The sequence below is a fragment of the Flavobacterium sp. SLB02 genome (assembly GCF_009664855.1).
Classification (GTDB): Bacteria; Bacteroidota; Bacteroidia; order Flavobacteriales; family Flavobacteriaceae; genus Flavobacterium.
The window spans coordinates 59,198-75,799 of the sequence record NZ_CP045928.1 but is presented as its reverse complement, the minus strand read 5'-3'; the positions used below and the strand labels follow the sequence as shown (position 1 = coordinate 75,799).

The 16,602-nt window shown below is 35.0% G+C and carries 15 protein-coding genes; 13 read left to right on the top strand and 2 right to left on the bottom strand.

The features are described from left to right. The first annotated feature begins 9 nt into the window (after nt 1–9). The 5 genes from GIY83_RS00370 (at nt 10) to GIY83_RS00350 (ending at nt 4,836) form a co-directional block, all read left to right on the top strand. Entirely contained in the window at nt 10–975 is a 966-nt protein-coding gene (locus GIY83_RS00370; RefSeq protein ID WP_194617615.1) for a T9SS C-terminal target domain-containing protein, read from the top strand. A 91-nt stretch (nt 976–1,066) separates the two neighbouring features. Then, nucleotides 1,067–2,929: an ABC-F family ATP-binding cassette domain-containing protein gene (locus GIY83_RS00365; RefSeq protein ID WP_194617614.1), complete on the top strand. Its 1,863-nt coding sequence runs from the start codon at nt 1,067–1,069 to the stop codon at nt 2,927–2,929. A gap of 140 nt (nt 2,930–3,069) precedes the next feature. Next, nucleotides 3,070–3,522: an FKBP-type peptidyl-prolyl cis-trans isomerase gene (locus GIY83_RS00360; protein WP_194617613.1), complete on the top strand. Its 453-nt coding sequence runs from the start codon at nt 3,070–3,072 to the stop codon at nt 3,520–3,522. A 227-nt stretch (nt 3,523–3,749) separates the two neighbouring features. After that, on the top strand, nt 3,750–4,292 hold the full coding sequence (locus GIY83_RS00355; protein WP_194617612.1) for a hypothetical protein: 543 nt from the start codon (nt 3,750–3,752) through the stop codon (nt 4,290–4,292). Nucleotides 4,293–4,380: 88 nt separating this feature from the next. After that, nucleotides 4,381–4,836 (top strand): GNAT family N-acetyltransferase, encoded by a 456-nt coding sequence (locus tag GIY83_RS00350; protein WP_194617611.1) that lies wholly within the window; start codon nt 4,381–4,383, stop codon nt 4,834–4,836. A gap of 110 nt (nt 4,837–4,946) precedes the next feature. Here GIY83_RS00350 and GIY83_RS00345 read toward each other — a convergent pair whose 3' ends face one another. Then, on the bottom strand, nt 4,947–6,497 hold the full coding sequence (locus GIY83_RS00345) for an SDR family NAD(P)-dependent oxidoreductase (RefSeq protein ID WP_370514265.1): 1,551 nt from the start codon (nt 6,495–6,497) through the stop codon (nt 4,947–4,949). Nucleotides 6,498–6,648: 151 nt separating this feature from the next. Between GIY83_RS00345 and GIY83_RS00340 the strand changes: the two genes are divergently transcribed. Further along, nucleotides 6,649–7,428, top strand: a complete 780-nt coding sequence (locus tag GIY83_RS00340) for an O-methyltransferase (protein WP_194617610.1) — start codon at nt 6,649–6,651, stop codon at nt 7,426–7,428. A 53-nt stretch (nt 7,429–7,481) separates the two neighbouring features. On the opposite strand, the gene GIY83_RS00335 is transcribed toward GIY83_RS00340, so the two are convergent. Next, nucleotides 7,482–8,141, bottom strand: a complete 660-nt coding sequence (locus tag GIY83_RS00335; protein WP_194617609.1) for a DUF6565 domain-containing protein — start codon at nt 8,139–8,141, stop codon at nt 7,482–7,484. A gap of 308 nt (nt 8,142–8,449) precedes the next feature. Between GIY83_RS00335 and GIY83_RS00330 the strand changes: the two genes are divergently transcribed. From GIY83_RS00330 to GIY83_RS00300, 7 genes are all read left to right on the top strand, one after another. Continuing rightward, complete coding sequence (locus GIY83_RS00330) at nt 8,450–9,136, top strand: ABC transporter ATP-binding protein (protein WP_194617608.1); 687 nt, start codon at nt 8,450–8,452, stop codon at nt 9,134–9,136. A gap of 80 nt (nt 9,137–9,216) precedes the next feature. Then, nucleotides 9,217–9,786 (top strand): cob(I)yrinic acid a,c-diamide adenosyltransferase, encoded by a 570-nt coding sequence (locus GIY83_RS00325; RefSeq protein ID WP_194617607.1) that lies wholly within the window; start codon nt 9,217–9,219, stop codon nt 9,784–9,786. A gap of 170 nt (nt 9,787–9,956) precedes the next feature. After that, a complete protein-coding gene (locus tag GIY83_RS00320; protein WP_007138072.1) occupies nt 9,957–10,178 on the top strand; it encodes a DUF2795 domain-containing protein in 222 nt (73 codons plus the stop codon). An 87-nt stretch (nt 10,179–10,265) separates the two neighbouring features. Then, on the top strand, nt 10,266–13,607 hold the full coding sequence (gene secA / locus GIY83_RS00315) for a preprotein translocase subunit SecA (protein WP_194617606.1): 3,342 nt from the start codon (nt 10,266–10,268) through the stop codon (nt 13,605–13,607). Between the two features lie 287 nt (nt 13,608–13,894). After that, the gene (locus tag GIY83_RS00310) at nt 13,895–14,272 is read left to right on the top strand and encodes a hypothetical protein (RefSeq protein ID WP_228520512.1); all 378 of its coding nucleotides are present in this window, start codon (nt 13,895–13,897) and stop codon (nt 14,270–14,272) included. 109 nt (nt 14,273–14,381) lie between these two features. Further along, nucleotides 14,382–15,185 (top strand): MbnP family protein, encoded by an 804-nt coding sequence (locus GIY83_RS00305; protein WP_194617605.1) that lies wholly within the window; start codon nt 14,382–14,384, stop codon nt 15,183–15,185. 151 nt (nt 15,186–15,336) lie between these two features. Continuing rightward, nucleotides 15,337–16,377 carry a cytochrome-c peroxidase gene (locus tag GIY83_RS00300; protein ID WP_208684037.1) on the top strand — a complete coding sequence of 347 codons (1,041 nt, stop codon included), beginning with the start codon at nt 15,337–15,339 and terminating at the stop codon, nt 16,375–16,377. Nucleotides 16,378–16,602: the final 225 nt, after the last annotated feature.

Below are 16,602 nucleotides of genomic sequence, written 5' to 3'. Positions count from 1 at the left end.
TTGCAGACCATGATAAAAACCGTTTTATTCTTTTGCCTGATTGTATCATCAGGTTATGCACAAATTAAGGGTTGTATAGATCCTCTTTCTAAAAATTATAATCCGGACGCAACAGTAAATGATGGAAGCTGCTTGTATAAAAATTTCAAAATAAAACCTGAGTACTCAATTAAACTAAGTGATTCTATTCATGAAACTTCAGGAATAATTGCTTTCGACAATTTATTATGGACTCATAATGATGATCACGACAAAACAATTTACGGATTAGACACTTTAGGAAAAATTCATAAAAAAAATTTTCTGGATCAAGCAATCAATAATGACTGGGAAGAAATCTCTCAGGACAGTACGCATTTATTTATTGGAGATTTCGGAAACAACGCTTCGGGAAACAGGACAGATTTGAAAATTCTAAAAATTGAAAAAAAATCTTTTTTAGAAGGAAATCCAATTATTGAAACCATTTCATTTCGATATTCTGATCAAAGGGATTTATCTGCTAAAGAACCAAACACTACCAATTTTGATTGTGAAGCCTTTATCGTTTCAAAAGACAGTATTTATTTGTTTACCAAGCAATGGAGTTCTTCCCTAACTAGTATTTATGTTTTACCCAAGCAATCGGGCGATCACGTTGCACAACTAAAACATACACTTAACACCAAAGGTTTGATAACAGGCGCTACATATTTAGAACAAAAAAATCTAGTTGCTCTTTGTGGTTATTCTAAAATAGGAAAACCATTTTTATATCTTTTATACGATTATAAAAACAATGATTTTTTATCCGGAAATAAACGAAGGATTACCTTAAAATTCCCAATTCTTCAAATAGAAGGAATCGCGACTCAAGATGGTTTACATTATTATCTCACCAATGAATCTTTGGTTCGAAAACCTATTATTAATGTTCCGCAGCAAATTCATCACATTGATTTAAGTCCGGTTCTAAATTCCTATCTCCATAAATAATTCGCAAATAGCCATATAAAAGTTTACTTTTGCAAAAAAGTTATGTTTTGCAAAACATTACTAACTTATAATTTATAACACCTAGTTTATAGTGAATTACTTATCTGTAGAAAATATATCGAAGTCGTTTGGCGAAAAAACGCTTTTTGACAACATTTCATTTGGAATCAATAAAGACCAAAAAATTGCATTTATTGCCAAAAATGGTTCTGGAAAAACAACCATTATGAGCATTATTAATGGTTTAGATGAACCAGATACTGGTCAGGTAGTTTTAAGAAAAGGCATAAAAATGGCTTTTTTATCGCAAAATAACAATTTGCAAGAAGAACTGACTATCGAAGAAAGTATTTTCGCCTCAGATAATGAGACTTTAAAAGTAATTGAGAAATACGAAAAAGCACTTGAAAATCCAGATGATGAAGAAGCGTATCAAAAAGCTTTTGACGGAATGGATCAGCATAATGCTTGGGATTTTGAAACGCAATACAAGCAAATTCTTTTCAAGCTAAAACTGGAAGATTTTAAACTAAAAGTAAAAAATCTTTCGGGTGGACAAAAAAAACGTCTTTCATTGGCAATTATCCTAATCAATCGCCCTGATTTATTGATTCTGGACGAGCCTACCAACCACCTTGATCTTGAAATGATCGAATGGCTTGAAAGTTATTTTGCCAAAGAAAACATTACGTTGTTTATGGTTACGCACGACCGTTTCTTTCTGGAACGTGTTTGTAATGAAATCATCGAATTGGACAACGGAAAATTATACCAATACAAAGGAAATTACTCTTATTATTTAGAGAAAAAAGAGGAAAGAATTACCTCTGAGAATGCCAGCGTTGACAAAGCAAAAAATCTATTTACTAAAGAATTAGAATGGATGCGTCGTCAGCCAAAAGCGAGAACGACAAAATCGAAATCTCGTCAGGATGATTTTTATGTAATTAAAGAAAAAGCACAAAGTCGTCGTCGTGAAAACAAAGTGGAACTTGAAATTAATATGGAACGTATGGGAAGCAAGATTATCGAGCTTCACAAAATCTCTAAAAAATTCAAGGATCATGTTATTCTGGACAACTTTAGTTTTGATTTTCAACGTGGAGAACGTATTGGTATTATTGGTAAAAACGGAACCGGAAAATCTACTTTCCTGAATCTTTTAACTGGTACACTTCCGTTAGATAGTGGCCGCGTGGTAAAAGGTGAAACGATCAAAATTGGTTATTATACACAATCCGGAATTAATCCAAAACCAGGACAACGTGTAATTGATATTATTAAAGAATACGGAGAATTTATTCCGCTTTCAAAAGGAAGAATGATTTCGGCTTCACAATTGCTGGAGCGTTTTCTTTTTGATGCTAAAAAACAATATGACTTTGTAGAAAAATTAAGTGGTGGAGAATTAAAACGTTTGTATTTATGTACGGTATTGATTCAGAATCCTAACTTCCTGATTCTGGATGAGCCAACAAACGATTTGGATATTGTTACGCTAAATGTATTAGAAAGTTTCCTTTTAGATTATCCGGGATGTTTATTAGTGGTTTCTCACGACCGTTATTTTATGGATAAAATTGTCGATCATCTATTCATATTTAGAGGACAAGGAGTCATTGAAAATTTCCCAGGAAACTATTCTGACTTCAGGGCTTACGAAGACAGTGCCGATGTTGCTCAAAAAGAAGAAAACAAAGCCGAAAAGAAAGACTGGAAACAAAACAATCCAACAGGAAACCTGACTTTCAACGAGCAAAAAGAATATCAAAAACTGGAAAGAGAAATCAAAGATCTTGAAATTGACAAAACAAAGATCGAACAATTATTCTCTGACGGTAAAGTGGCCGACGCTGATATCGAGAAAAAAGCCAACGAATTACAAAACATCATCAATAAAATAGACCAGAAAGAAGAACGTTGGTTTGAGCTTTCGGCTAAGATTGAAGGATAGTTGTTACACAGAGATTCGCAAAGAAAACGCAAAGCTACGCTAAGTTTTTATTTTGTGAATCTTTGTGTTTTCTTTGTGAATCTCCTTGAAACCAAAAAACTAAATTTTATTATATTAGCGTTTTTAAAAATCTACATTTCATGAAATACTTTTTAACTTCATTACTGGCTTTAACGCTTTTTATCTCTTGCTCAAAAGACGACCAAAAAGATTATAGTGCCGAAAACGACAAAGAAATCGCTGATTACATTGCAAAAAAGAATCTGACAGCTCAAAAAACGGAATCTGGTTTGTATTATGTAATTGATGTTCCTGGAACAGGAACTCAACCTACTGCAAAATCAAATGTTACTGTAGCCTACAGGGGTACATTTACTGACGGAACTGTATTTGATCAAAGTAGTTCAGATGGACTTTCTTTTAATTTGTCCGAGGTTATACCAGGATGGACAGAGGGAATTCCTTTTTTCAAAACCGGAGGAAGTGGTATTCTTTTAGTTCCTTCAAGACTTGCTTACGGAAACGATGGTAGAGGAAAAATCCCAGGAGGTGCAGTTCTTATTTTTGACATTAAATTGATCAAAGTAAACTAAGACAACAACTTTATAATTCATACAAAAGCCACACCAGAATTAATTTTTGTTGTGGCTTTCTTTTTCTATAAATAGTCAAAATGAAAAAATAGCAAAAAGTCGTAATCAATTTTGAAAAGCAAAAATTTCATTATGTAATGATTCTAAGAAATTGTGTAAAAGATAGTTACTCTATTTTACGAGCTTTGTTAAAGTGAAAATTAATTCATACTTTAAATATACATAAAATGGAAAATTTACATAATCCTGACGGAACTAAACGCGAAGTATTAACTGGAATGTTTTCAGATCGCGACAGTATCGAAAGAGCTTATAGCACTTTGAACGATAGAGGTTATACAAAAGACGAAATCAATTTGATAATGTCAGACGAAACCAGAAAAAAACATTATTCTGATAAAAATGATCATTCAGAAGTAGGAACAAAAGCAGCCGAAGGTGCAGGAACAGGATCTGCCATTGGAGGAACAATTGGGGCTATTGTAGGTGTTGTTGCTGCTTTAGGAACTAGTCTTGTTATTCCTGGATTAGGACTAATTGTTGCCGGTCCCCTTGCTGCAGGATTAGCTGGCGCAGGTGCAGGTGGTATTACAGGAGGTTTAATTGGAGCACTTGTAGGATCCGGAATTCCTGAAGAAAGAGCAAAAGTTTATGAAGACGGAATTAAAAATGGTCACGTAGTTCTTGGCGTTCACCCACGTAATAGCGAAGATGCTGAATATTTTGAACAGCAATGGCAAGCAAATAATGGTGTAAATATATACAGATAATCTATTTGTTTTTCAATAAAAAAACTACAACAGAAAATTATTTGTTGTGGTTTTTTATTTTTGTAAAAAAGTAAACACAAAAGATAAAATGAAGATTGAAATACAACCTTATAATGATACTTTTAAAGAAGAGATGATTCTCGTTTGGGAGAATTCTGTTCGTGCAACACATGATTTTCTAAATTCATCTGATATTGATTATTATAAAAAAATCGTATCCAATATCGATTTTAACTCTTTTCCAGTATTTTGCCTTACACAGGGTGATAAAGTTCTTGGTTTTACGGGTGTTGCAGAACATAAAATCGAAATGTTGTTCTTAGCACCGGAACATATTGGAAAAGGATTGGGCAAAACATTAATGAATTTTGCTATTAATGAACTGGATGCAGACAAAGTTGACGTAAATGAACAAAATCAAAATGCTGTAAATTTTTATTCAAAATTTGGATTTGTACCCTACGATAGAACCGATAAAGATGACGAAGGAAAAGACTACCCAATTTTAAAAATGAAACTAGAAAACGCAGCTAATAAAATTTAAAAGTATTATTTTTTTAATTTCAAAAAAGCCATAACAAAATTTAATTCTGTTGTGGCTTTTTTGGGTCAGGCAGAAAAACTGAAAACTGCAACCGAGATTGAAAACTAATTCTACCAGGGAATCGGGTTATAATCTTTCAGAAATTTTCCGCACCAGTGCTTTCCTGTATTGATACCGTCAAATAAAGGATCCATAACGCGTGCAGCGCCATCAACAATATCCAATGGCGGTTGAAAATCTTCTAATTCCTGTTTCTTTTTGGCCAATTCGGCAGGATCTTCATCCGTTACCCAACCGGTATCAACAGCATTCATAAAAATACCATGTTTGGCTAAAGTTCCGGATGATGTATGTGTTAACATATTCAAAGCTGCTTTTGCCATATTCGTATGCGGATGACGGTCTTCTTTAAAAAAGCGATGAAACTTCCCTTCCATAGCCGAAACATTAATGATATGTTTTTTCCCCGTATGGTTCTTTTTCATTACTTCCGAAAGTCGGTTGCACAATACAAAAGGCGCAACAGAATTGACCAATTGTACTTCGATCATTTCAGTAGTTTCTATTTGACCTAAACGCAAACGCCAACTATTCGTTTTACGTAAATCGACTTGCTGTAAATCGGCATCAAGTTCTCCTTCCGGAAAAACTTCATTGACTACCAATGCATTATCAAAAGAATACGGAATTTGAGACAATTGCGCCGAAGCACGCAAACCAATTCCGGGTTCAGGTCCGTGCCAGGTTACCGGCATATTTTCGCTGGATGAAGCTCCGCTTGTCAGCATTTTCAATTCATCGAGACAATTAAGATGATCTCCTAATAATTCCTGTGCTTGTTTGGGCAGTGCACTTATTGATAATTCTTCATTTTGCATTAAATGCGAATAAAACCCTGCAGGTCTTCTAACGGTTTGGGCTGCATTATTAATCAGAATATCTAAACGCTCGTATTTTTGCTCAATAAAATTGCAAAAAATCTCTACACTTGGTATGTGTCGTAAATCTAAACCATGAATTTTTAGGCGATGCCCCCAATCCATAAAATCTTCTTCTTTAGCAAAACGCAAAGCCGAATCAACCGGAAAACGAGTGGTAGCAATCACAGTTGCTCCACCTCGCAAAAGCATTAGAGTAATATGATAACCAATTTTTAAACGAGAACCAGTTATAATGGCAACCTGTCCTTTTACATCGGCCGTTTGGAAACGTTTGGCATAATTAAAATCACCACAATCTGTACACATCGTATCATAAAAGTGATGCATTTTGGTAAACTCAGTTTTACAAACGTAGCAATTTCTTGGAGTTTCAAGTTCTAATTGTTCTTTGTGGGCCAGATCATTTAGAGCCAATAATTTGGGAGCCACAAAAATACTGGCTTCACGTGCATGACGAATTCCTGTTTCTTTACGAGCGGTTTTGTCTTTCTTTTCTTTTTTACGTTTTGCGGCAAGTACTCCGTCTTTAACCCTTCTCGAAAACTCATCGCGATCAGGTCGCGAGAACATTCCGGCTTCTTTGATCAGAGCGATTCGTTGCTCTTTCGGAATATCAAATATCTGATCTGTATTAGTATTCAATTGTGCTAAAATAGCAATGCATCGATTAATCTCTTCAGAAGATATCTTGCTTGTACCTTCTATTTCTTCCTTCAACATCATAAAAAACGTATTACTATTAGCTTAAATTAAAGTTCGCAAATATAGTGTTTTTGAACTCTGAAAGATCTTAAACCGAAAGTAACAAAGTCTTCCCTTTTGACTATTGATCATTATCTTACTATCTTCGCATTCAGATGTAACTATTTCTATGCTATTTCAGATAAAATCTTATTTAAAATTCCTTTGGAATTCAAAAAACGAACACGGAGTACATTCGCCATTCGTATTTAATTTATTGACGAAATGTTTTTACGATAAAAAATCGAAACCCGAATATTCGATCCTGAAAAACTATCGAAAATCGCTTTTAGAAAATAAAAATTTTATAGAAGTAACAGATTTTGGTGCGGGATCAAAAGTATTTAAATCGAATACAAGACAAATTTCGAAAATAGCAAAAACCGCAGGAATTTCACCAAAACGTGCCGAGTTACTTTTTAGAGTTACCAATTATTTCCAATCTAAAAATATTCTGGAAATAGGAACTTCATTAGGTTTAGCCACTTCTGCATTAGCATTAGGAAATCCAAAAGCAAAAATAATTACACTCGATGGCTGTCCGGAAACCGGAAATGTTGCAAAAAACCATTTAGAAAATTTTGATTGCAAAAACGTTGACACAATTATAACCGAATTTGAAGACTTTTTAGTTCGTACAAATCTGCAATCTACAGATTACGACCTGATCTATTTTGACGGCAATCATTCGAAAAAAGCAACCTTAGCCTACTTTGATTTGCTGTTAACCACTATCACAAATGATTCCGTTTGGATATTCGATGATATTCACTGGTCACCAGAAATGGAAGATGCCTGGGAAATAATTAAGAATCATCCAAGAGTTACCGTAACTATTGATACTTTTCAGTGGGGATTTGTGTTTTTCAGGTACGAGCAGGAAAAAGAACACTTTGTAATTAGGACATAAAAAAAAGGCAATCATTTCTGATTGCCTTTTTAATACTAATTCAATTTACTTAATTATTTTTTAGCAGCTTTATTTTCTTCTGATTTAGCTCCCATTCTGTTAAGAGTGTACATTGGAGCAAATTTCACTTTCAAACCTGCAATTTTTCTATTGTCTTCAGATGTAAGTCCTTCTTTTTCAACTGTATTTTTACGACTGTCAAGTGCTTCATACATTAATTTTACTTCATCCCAATCTTCACGAGAATATTTATCTTTATTATCCTCTACTGTATGTACAAATTGTTGGTATACACTATGAATATTTTTAGCGTTTACCCAGTCAAAATTCATATCATCGCCAATTTTTCCTTCACCAAATAAGGCGTTTCTTAATTGTTGTTTTGGGCTTGGAGCAGGAGGGGCAAAAACGGTGGTCATTTCATTTTTAAACTCTTCATATTTTAGCTTACTCTCATTTATTTTTTGTGTTGCTGCTGAATTGTCTTTTAGATCGGCAAGTGCAGTTTGAGCTTCCGCAGCTTTTCTGTCGTATTCAGCTTCCACATCTTTCCAATCGGCTTTTAAATCATCGGCTTTTACATTTTTAACCGAATCTACGTAGGCTACATAAGCATCGACTGTTTTTTGAGCTTTTTCCTGTTTTTCATCTTTACACGATGTAAATGCTAATGCAATAAATGCAATTCCTGACAATAATTGTATGTTTTTCATAATTCTGATTATTTAAGATTAGATAACAAATATAGTTAAATTTTTAAATAAAAATAAATAATTATCATTTTTTTAATATTTAAAATTAAAATAATTCAATAAAATTTTAAAAATATGATAATTATGTAAAATCATTTTATAATCATATAACAACTTTTTCAATCAATGAAATATAATAATAGTAAAAACTATTGCTTTGGGGGAGCAAAGCCCTATATACAGTTGTTTTGTAACAAAAATCAATTTCAGGCTACTTATCGTTTATTGAAAAGTGTTTTGTACTTTTAAATCCAAAATTGTAAATCGAAATGGCAAATCCATTAATTAAAATAACCAACATCAAAAGAGATTTTGTATTAGGTAACGAAATCGTCTATGTCTTAAAAGGTATAGATTTAGAAATCAACAAAGGCGAATACGTAGCTTTAATGGGACCATCAGGATCCGGAAAATCAACTTTAATGAATTTATTAGGTTGTCTGGACACGCCAACTTCCGGACATTATGTATTGAATGGAAAAGATGTGAGCCAAATGAAAGATGATGAACTGGCCGGAATTCGAAACAAAGAAATTGGATTTGTATTTCAAACCTTTAATCTTTTGCCCAGAACTACCGCTTTAGATAATGTTGCCCTACCCATGATTTATGCCGGATATTCTAAATCTGAACGTAACGAACGTGCGATTGAAGTTCTAAAACAAGTAAATCTTGCCGACAGGATGGATCACCAGCCTAATCAGCTATCAGGAGGTCAGCGCCAGCGTGTCGCCATTGCCCGAGCTTTGGTCAATAAACCGTCGATTATCCTGGCCGATGAACCTACCGGAAACTTAGACAGTAAAACCTCTGTAGAAATCATGAAGCTTTTTGGTGATATCCACGCTCAGGGAAACACCGTTATTTTGGTAACCCACGAAGAAGACATCGCAGCTTATGCGCATCGTGTAATACGTTTGCGTGATGGATTGATTGAAAGCGACACGACGAAGTAATTTTAGATTTTAGATTATTTTCTAAATCTAAAAAAACTTAGTCACTTAGCATCTCAGAAACTTATCATCTAAAAAAAAAAATGAAAGTATACACAAAAACCGGAGATAAAGGAACGACAGCTCTTTTTGGAGGCACGCGCGTTCCTAAAGATCACATTCGTATTGACAGTTACGGAACTGTTGACGAACTGAACTCTTATATAGGTCTTATTCGCGATCAGGAAATCGATGCGCATTATAAAACTATTTTAATCGAAATTCAGGATAGATTATTTACCGTTGGAGCCATTTTAGCCACTCCGGCAGAAAAAGAAGTTTTAAAAAACGGTGAACTTCGATTGAAAAACCTTGGAATCATAGAGTCTGATATCGAATTATTAGAAAACGAAATTGATAAAATGGAAGAAAGTCTTCCGCAAATGACTCATTTTGTTTTGCCAGGCGGACATCCTACCGTGTCACATTGTCATATTGCACGCTGTATTTGCCGTCGCGCAGAGCGTTTGGCAGTACATTTAAGCCATAATGAACAGGTTCCTGAAATCGCAATCAAGTACTTAAACCGACTTTCTGACTACCTTTTTGTCTTGGCACGGAAGTTGTCCTCAGACTTAAAAGCGGATGAAGTGAAATGGATTCCGAGAAAATGAAATTTTAGATTTCAGACTTAAGATTTTAGATTAAGAGCTTAAAAATCTAAAATCAACAATCTAAAATCCGCAATTTATAGAGACGTTCTTAAATTTTACTAAAATAAATCAAAATTTACTTGTCTTTTTCAGTAAAAAATTTATTTTTGCACAAACTAAACAGATAACAGATGTATTGGACATTAGAATTAGCATCTTATTTAAGTGATGCGCCATGGCCTGCTAACAAAGATGAACTTATAGACTACGCCATTAGAGCTGGTGCTCCATTAGAAGTAGTAGAAAACCTTCAATCAATCGAAGATGAAGGAGAGATATATGAATCAATGGAAGAAATTTGGCCTGATTATCCAACAGACGAAGATTATCTTTGGAACGAGGATGAATATTAAAAAATAAACCAAAGAAAAAAGTCTCATCACCGAGGCTTTTTTTTTGGTTCAAATACACATTTACATAAAATAGAAATACAATAAATCATGAGTTTCATAAACAGTATTATTAAAGTCTTTGTAGGTGATAAATCACAGAAAGATGTCAAAGCTTTACAGCCCTATTTAAACAAAATTAAAACATTCGAAACCAGCTTAATGAGTTTGTCTCACGACGAATTGAGAGCCAGAACCGTATTTTTTAAAGAAAAAATAAAAGAAGCAAGAGCTGATAAAGATGCTAAAATTGCTGCACTTAAAGCAGAAGTTGAAAACATCGAAGACATCGACAAAAGAGAAGATCTTTATGATGCTATCGATTCTCTTGAAAAAGAAGCATACGAAATTTCAGAAAAAACTTTATTGGAAATTCTTCCGGAAGCTTTTTCTGTTGTTAAGGAAACAGCGCGTCGTTTTAAAGACAATTCATTTATTGAAGTTACTGCAACGCCAAAAGACCGCGAATTTTCAGCTACAAAAACGTATATCACTATAGAAGGTGAAAAAGCAGTTTGGGCAAACAAATGGAATGCTGCCGGTAAAGAAATTACCTGGGACATGATTCACTATGACGTTCAGTTAATTGGTGGTATGGTTTTGCACGAAGGTAAAGTTGCCGAGATGCAAACGGGTGAAGGAAAAACTTTGGTAGCTACACTTCCGCTTTACTTAAATGCTTTGACAGGAAACGGAGTTCACTTAGTAACGGTGAATGACTACTTAGCAAAACGTGATAGTACATGGAAAGCACCTTTATTCGAATTTCACGGTTTAACTGTTGATTGTATCGATAATCACCAGCCAAGTACAGAACAAAGAAAAAAAGCATACGACGCAGATATCACTTACGGAACCAACAACGAATTTGGTTTTGACTACTTAAGAGATAACATGGCACATTCTCCTGGAGATTTAGTGCAAAGAAAACACAATTACGCTATTGTCGATGAGGTCGATTCTGTATTAATTGATGATGCAAGAACGCCGCTTATTATTTCAGGACCGGTTCCTCAGGGAGATCGTCATGAATTTAACGAGCTGAAACCAAAAATCGAAAACTTAGTAGCACAACAACGTCAGTTAGCAAATGGTTTCTTAGCTGAGGCTAAAAAACTAATCAAAGAAGGAAACACTAAAGAAGGTGGATTCTTATTATTGAGAGCTTACAGAAGTTTACCTAAAAACAAAGCATTAATTAAATTTTTGAGTGAAGAAGGAATCAAACAATTACTTCAGAAAACCGAAAATCAATACATGCAGGATAACAATCGCGAAATGCATAAAGTGGATGAAGCTTTGTATTTTGTAATTGAAGAAAAAAACAACCAGGTTGAATTAACTGATAACGGTATCCAATACCTTTCAGGAGATACAGATCCAGACTTTTTCGTACTTCCGGATATCGGGACTGAAATTGCAGCGATCGAAAAACAAAAACTGGATAAAGATGGTGAAGCCGAAGCTAAAGAAAGATTATTCCAGGATTTTGGAGTAAAAAGCGAGCGTATTCACACTCTTACTCAACTTTTAAAAGCGTATGCTCTTTTTGAAAAAGATGTAGAATACGTGATCATGGACAACAAAATTATGATTGTCGATGAGCAAACAGGTCGTATCATGGATGGTCGTCGTTATTCTGACGGATTACACCAGGCGATCGAAGCAAAAGAAAATGTAAAAATCGAAGCTGCTACACAAACTTTTGCAACTGTTACATTACAGAATTATTTCAGAATGTACAGCAAATTAGGTGGTATGACAGGTACAGCGGTTACAGAAGCTGGAGAGTTATGGCAGATTTATAAATTAGACGTTGTGGAGATTCCAACCAACCGTCCGATTTCAAGACAAGACAAAGAAGATTACATCTACAAAACAACACGTGAGAAATTCAACGCTGTAATCGAAGATGTTACTGAATTATCTAATGCAGGAAGACCAGTATTGATTGGAACAACTTCTGTAGAGATTTCAGAATTATTAAGCCGAATGTTGAAAATGAGAGGCGTTACCCATAACGTTTTGAATGCTAAAATGCACAAACAAGAGGCACAAATTGTAGAAGAAGCAGGTAAAGCCGGAGTTGTAACTATTGCAACCAACATGGCTGGTCGTGGTACCGATATTAAATTATCTCCAGAAGTAAAAGCTGCCGGAGGTTTAGCAATCGTGGGGACAGAGCGTCATGATTCGCGTCGTGTAGACAGACAGTTACGTGGTCGTGCAGGACGTCAGGGAGATCCGGGAAGTTCTCAATTTTATGTTTCTCTAGAAGATAACCTAATGCGTTTATTTGGTTCTGAAAGAGTTGCTAAAGTAATGGACAGAATGGGACTTCAGGAAGGTGAAGTGATTCAGCATTCTATGATGACTAAATCTATCGAGCGTGCTCAGAAAAAAGTAGAAGAAAACAACTTTGGTGTTCGTAAACGTTTATTAGAATATGATGACGTTATGAACTCTCAACGTGAAGTAGTTTACAAACGTCGTCGTCACGCTTTGTTTGGTGAGCGTTTGAAACTTGATATCGCCAATATGCTTTATGATACTTGCGAATTGATTGTGAGCAACAATAAAATAGCAAATGATTTCAAAACATTTGATTTTGATTTAATTCGTTATTTCGGAATTACATCTCCAATCTCTGAGGCAGATTTCACAAAATTATCAGATATTGAAGTTACTGGAAAAGTATACAAAGAAGCTTTGGCTTTCTACACTGAAAAAACAGAAAGAAGCGCCAGAGAAGCTTACCCAATTATTCAGGGAGTTTACGAAGAGCCAAACAACCAATTCGAACGTATCGTAGTTCCGTTTACTGACGGAATCAAGACTTTGAATGTTGTTACTGATTTGAAAAAAGCATACGACAGCCAAGGTGCTCAATTAATTGCTGATTTCGAGAAAAACATCACTTTATCTATTGTTGATGAGGCATGGAAAAAACACTTACGTAAAATGGACGAATTGAAACAATCTGTTCAATTAGCCGTTCACGAACAAAAAGATCCATTGCTTATTTACAAATTAGAAGCCTTTAATTTGTTTAGAGGAATGTTAGACAACGTAAATAAAGAGGTTATCTCATTCTTGTTCAAAGGTGATTTACCAGCTCAAAACGTTCCTGAAATTCACGAAGCAAAAGAAGTTCGTCAAAAAGAAAACTTCAAATTAAGCAAAGACGAAATTCTAAACAGCGAAGATATCAACCGCGAAGCTGGAGAAACACAACAACGTCAGGTTACAGAAACTATTGTAAGAGACATGCCGAAAATCAATCGTAATGATACTGTTACAGTTCAGGAAGTTGCAACAGGCAGAACTGAAGAAATGAAATTTAAAAAAGCAGAAACTTTAATCGCTTCTGGCGCTTGGGTTCTTGTTAAATAATATTTTTTTTCTAAAATAATAAATTGAATAGCCTCCAGCTAAAGCTGGAGGTTTTTTTTTGATCCACACCAGGCTTTAGCCCAATTTTAAACATTTAAAATTGGGCTAAAGCCATTTTTATATTCTATATCTAAACTCCAGCTAAAGCAGGAGTCTATTCAAAAAAATTTCTCACACCATGGTCCGGTTTTAAATTGTGTTTTGATTTTTTTCACAAAGTCACAAAAATGCTCGTATTTAATAATAATAAAAATGTATTTTTGCTGCCGAAACAACGAAATCAAATCTTGAAGAAGTTTATTATCATAGTACTTTCCTGTATGCTTCTGGTGCCATCTTTTGGCAGTTTCTTTGTTTATACCTCTTTCAAATTAAATCAGGACGAAATTTCGAAAACCATTTGTGTACAACGCAAAATGCTTTTTAATTCCTGTAATGGCCGATGCGAACTTCAAAAAAGTTTAAAAAAATACGCCGACAACGAAAAGAAAATGCAAAACAATCTAAAAGAAAAAGTAGAGATTGTTTACATTCAAAATACAATTACAAACGATTTCAAATTAGTAACTCCAATAGAATCTAAAGCAAAACTTTTTGCTGTTTTAGATCAAAAACCTATTGCTGTTTCGACCACTACTTTTCGCCCTCCCTCCTATTTTATATAATTTTTAAAATCACATTTCAATTCTGTTGAGATGAGTTTTTCGTTGTTGCCAAAACAACGAAACCATGCTTACGCATATTTTAAATTTAAAATTATATAAAATTCATAAAATGAAAAATACTTTATACAAAGCCCTTGCTCTTGTAGCAATTAGCCTATCATTAATCTCGTGTTCTAACGACGATAACAACGAGACAAGTTCAGCAAACGGAAACATTACTTTAAAATTCGACAATGCTTTTGGTGCCAACGATCTAATTTTAAATACGCAAGGCAACACTACTTCAAACAGCGAAGTACTAAAAATTAGTCTTGTAAAATATATTGTTAGCAACGTTGTACTTACAAAAGCTGACGGAACTACTTTTACCTACCCTAAAAGCAAAAGCTATTTTATTGCTGACGAATCTACTGCTGCCGGACAACAGTTTAAACTAACAGATATTCCTGCAGGAGATTACGTAAAAGTAAAATTCGGAATTGGAGTCGACGAAGAACAATGGAAATTAGGCGCTGCCGAACAAGGCGATTTTCTGGCTCAGGCAAACGATGCCGGCATGTTGTGGTCCTGGGCTGCAGGATACAAATTCTTTGCTCTCGAAGGAACTTTTACATCACCAACTGTTACCACATCAACTCCTTTTATGATTCACACCGGAAAAACCGGAACAGACTACAACTATACCGAAGTAACAGTAGACCTGCCAACAAAAGCTTTGGTTCGCGATAACATCACTCCTGCCGTTCACATTATTACAGATCTTTCTAAAATTATCGACGGCAAAAACAAAATCAAACTTTCTGATAACAACGCTGGCGGAATGGGAGCTATGATTATGGGCGGAGCCAACTTACCGCTGATTACGCAAAACATCAGCGCTATGTTTAAAGTAGATCACGTACATAACGACTAATTTTTTCAGGAGCACAAAAGTTTTGGTTCACCAGAAATAACGTCCCGCTATCCGCTATATCTTTTGTGTCCGCCGCGGCGGACACAAAAGGATGTCGCTTCTATCGGGGCTAAACCAGAACTTTTTGTGCTTTTAATTAAACATAAAAATCATGCTGAAAATAAAATATTTTCTATGGCTGATGATTCCGTTGTTATGGAGTTGCTCTAGTGAGGAAGACCAATATGTAAATATTCCATTAGAATTTACTGTTCCTTCAAACTTTCCTGCTTTAGCGTACAATATTTCACTGAATCCGCCAACAGAAAAAGGATTTGAACTGGGCAAAAAGCTATTCTACGACGGACGCTTAGCGTCTGATGGAGTAGTTTCCTGCGGGTTTTGCCACATACAAGCCAACGCTTTTACGCATCACGGACACACGGTAAGTCATGGTGTAGACAATGCGCAGGGAACCAGAAACACACCGTCGATTCAGAATTTGGCGTACCAGACTACATTTATGTACGACGGAGCCGCAGATCATTTAGACTTGCAGCCTATAATTCCGTTGACGAGTATTATAGAAATGAACGGAAATCTGAACGCTATTCTAAAAATGATGAAAGCCGACAAAGAATATCAAAAATTATTTGGACTAGCTTTTGACGATGGCGCGATTACGACCGAAAATATGCTAAAAGCACTTTCGCAATTTATGGTGATGGTCGTTTCCTCCAATTCAAAATTTGATAAATACAGACGTAATGAAGCTGGCGGAACTTTCACGTCAGATGAATTAGCGGGTTACGATTTGTTCAAATCAAAATGTGCTTCGTGCCATGCGACCGATTTACAAACGGATAATTCATTCCGCAATAATGGTTTGGCTGTAAACCCAATGGTAAATGATGTTGGCCGTTATAAAGTTACAGAACTGGCCAGTGATTATTACAAATTCAAAGTACCAAGTTTGCGAAACATAGAGGTTTCAGGACCTTATATGCACGACGGAAGATTTGGAACTCTTGAAGGCGTTTTGGATCATTATGCAAGGGGTATCGAGGATTATCCAACATTAGATCCTATTTTAAAACAGAACGGGAAATTTGGAATATCTCTTAATGCAACTGAGAAAAAACAAATAATTGTCTTTTTGAAAACACTAACGGATAATCAGTATTTGACAGATAAGCGCTTCTCGGAGTTTTAAGAAAATTAGCCCACGGGTTTTACGAATTACACTGATTAACGCAGATTAAAAGCAATTGAGAATCATATTAAAAAAATCATTTAATCTGTGGCAAAAAACAAAAATCATAATAAAAACCGGAGTCCTAGCCCCCATTGCAGTGGAAAGCCTTTTTGAAAAAAGACCTAATTTTTCTTGGGTTTATAAAGCGACCAGCGGAAGCTTTATAAAAACATAGAAAAATGG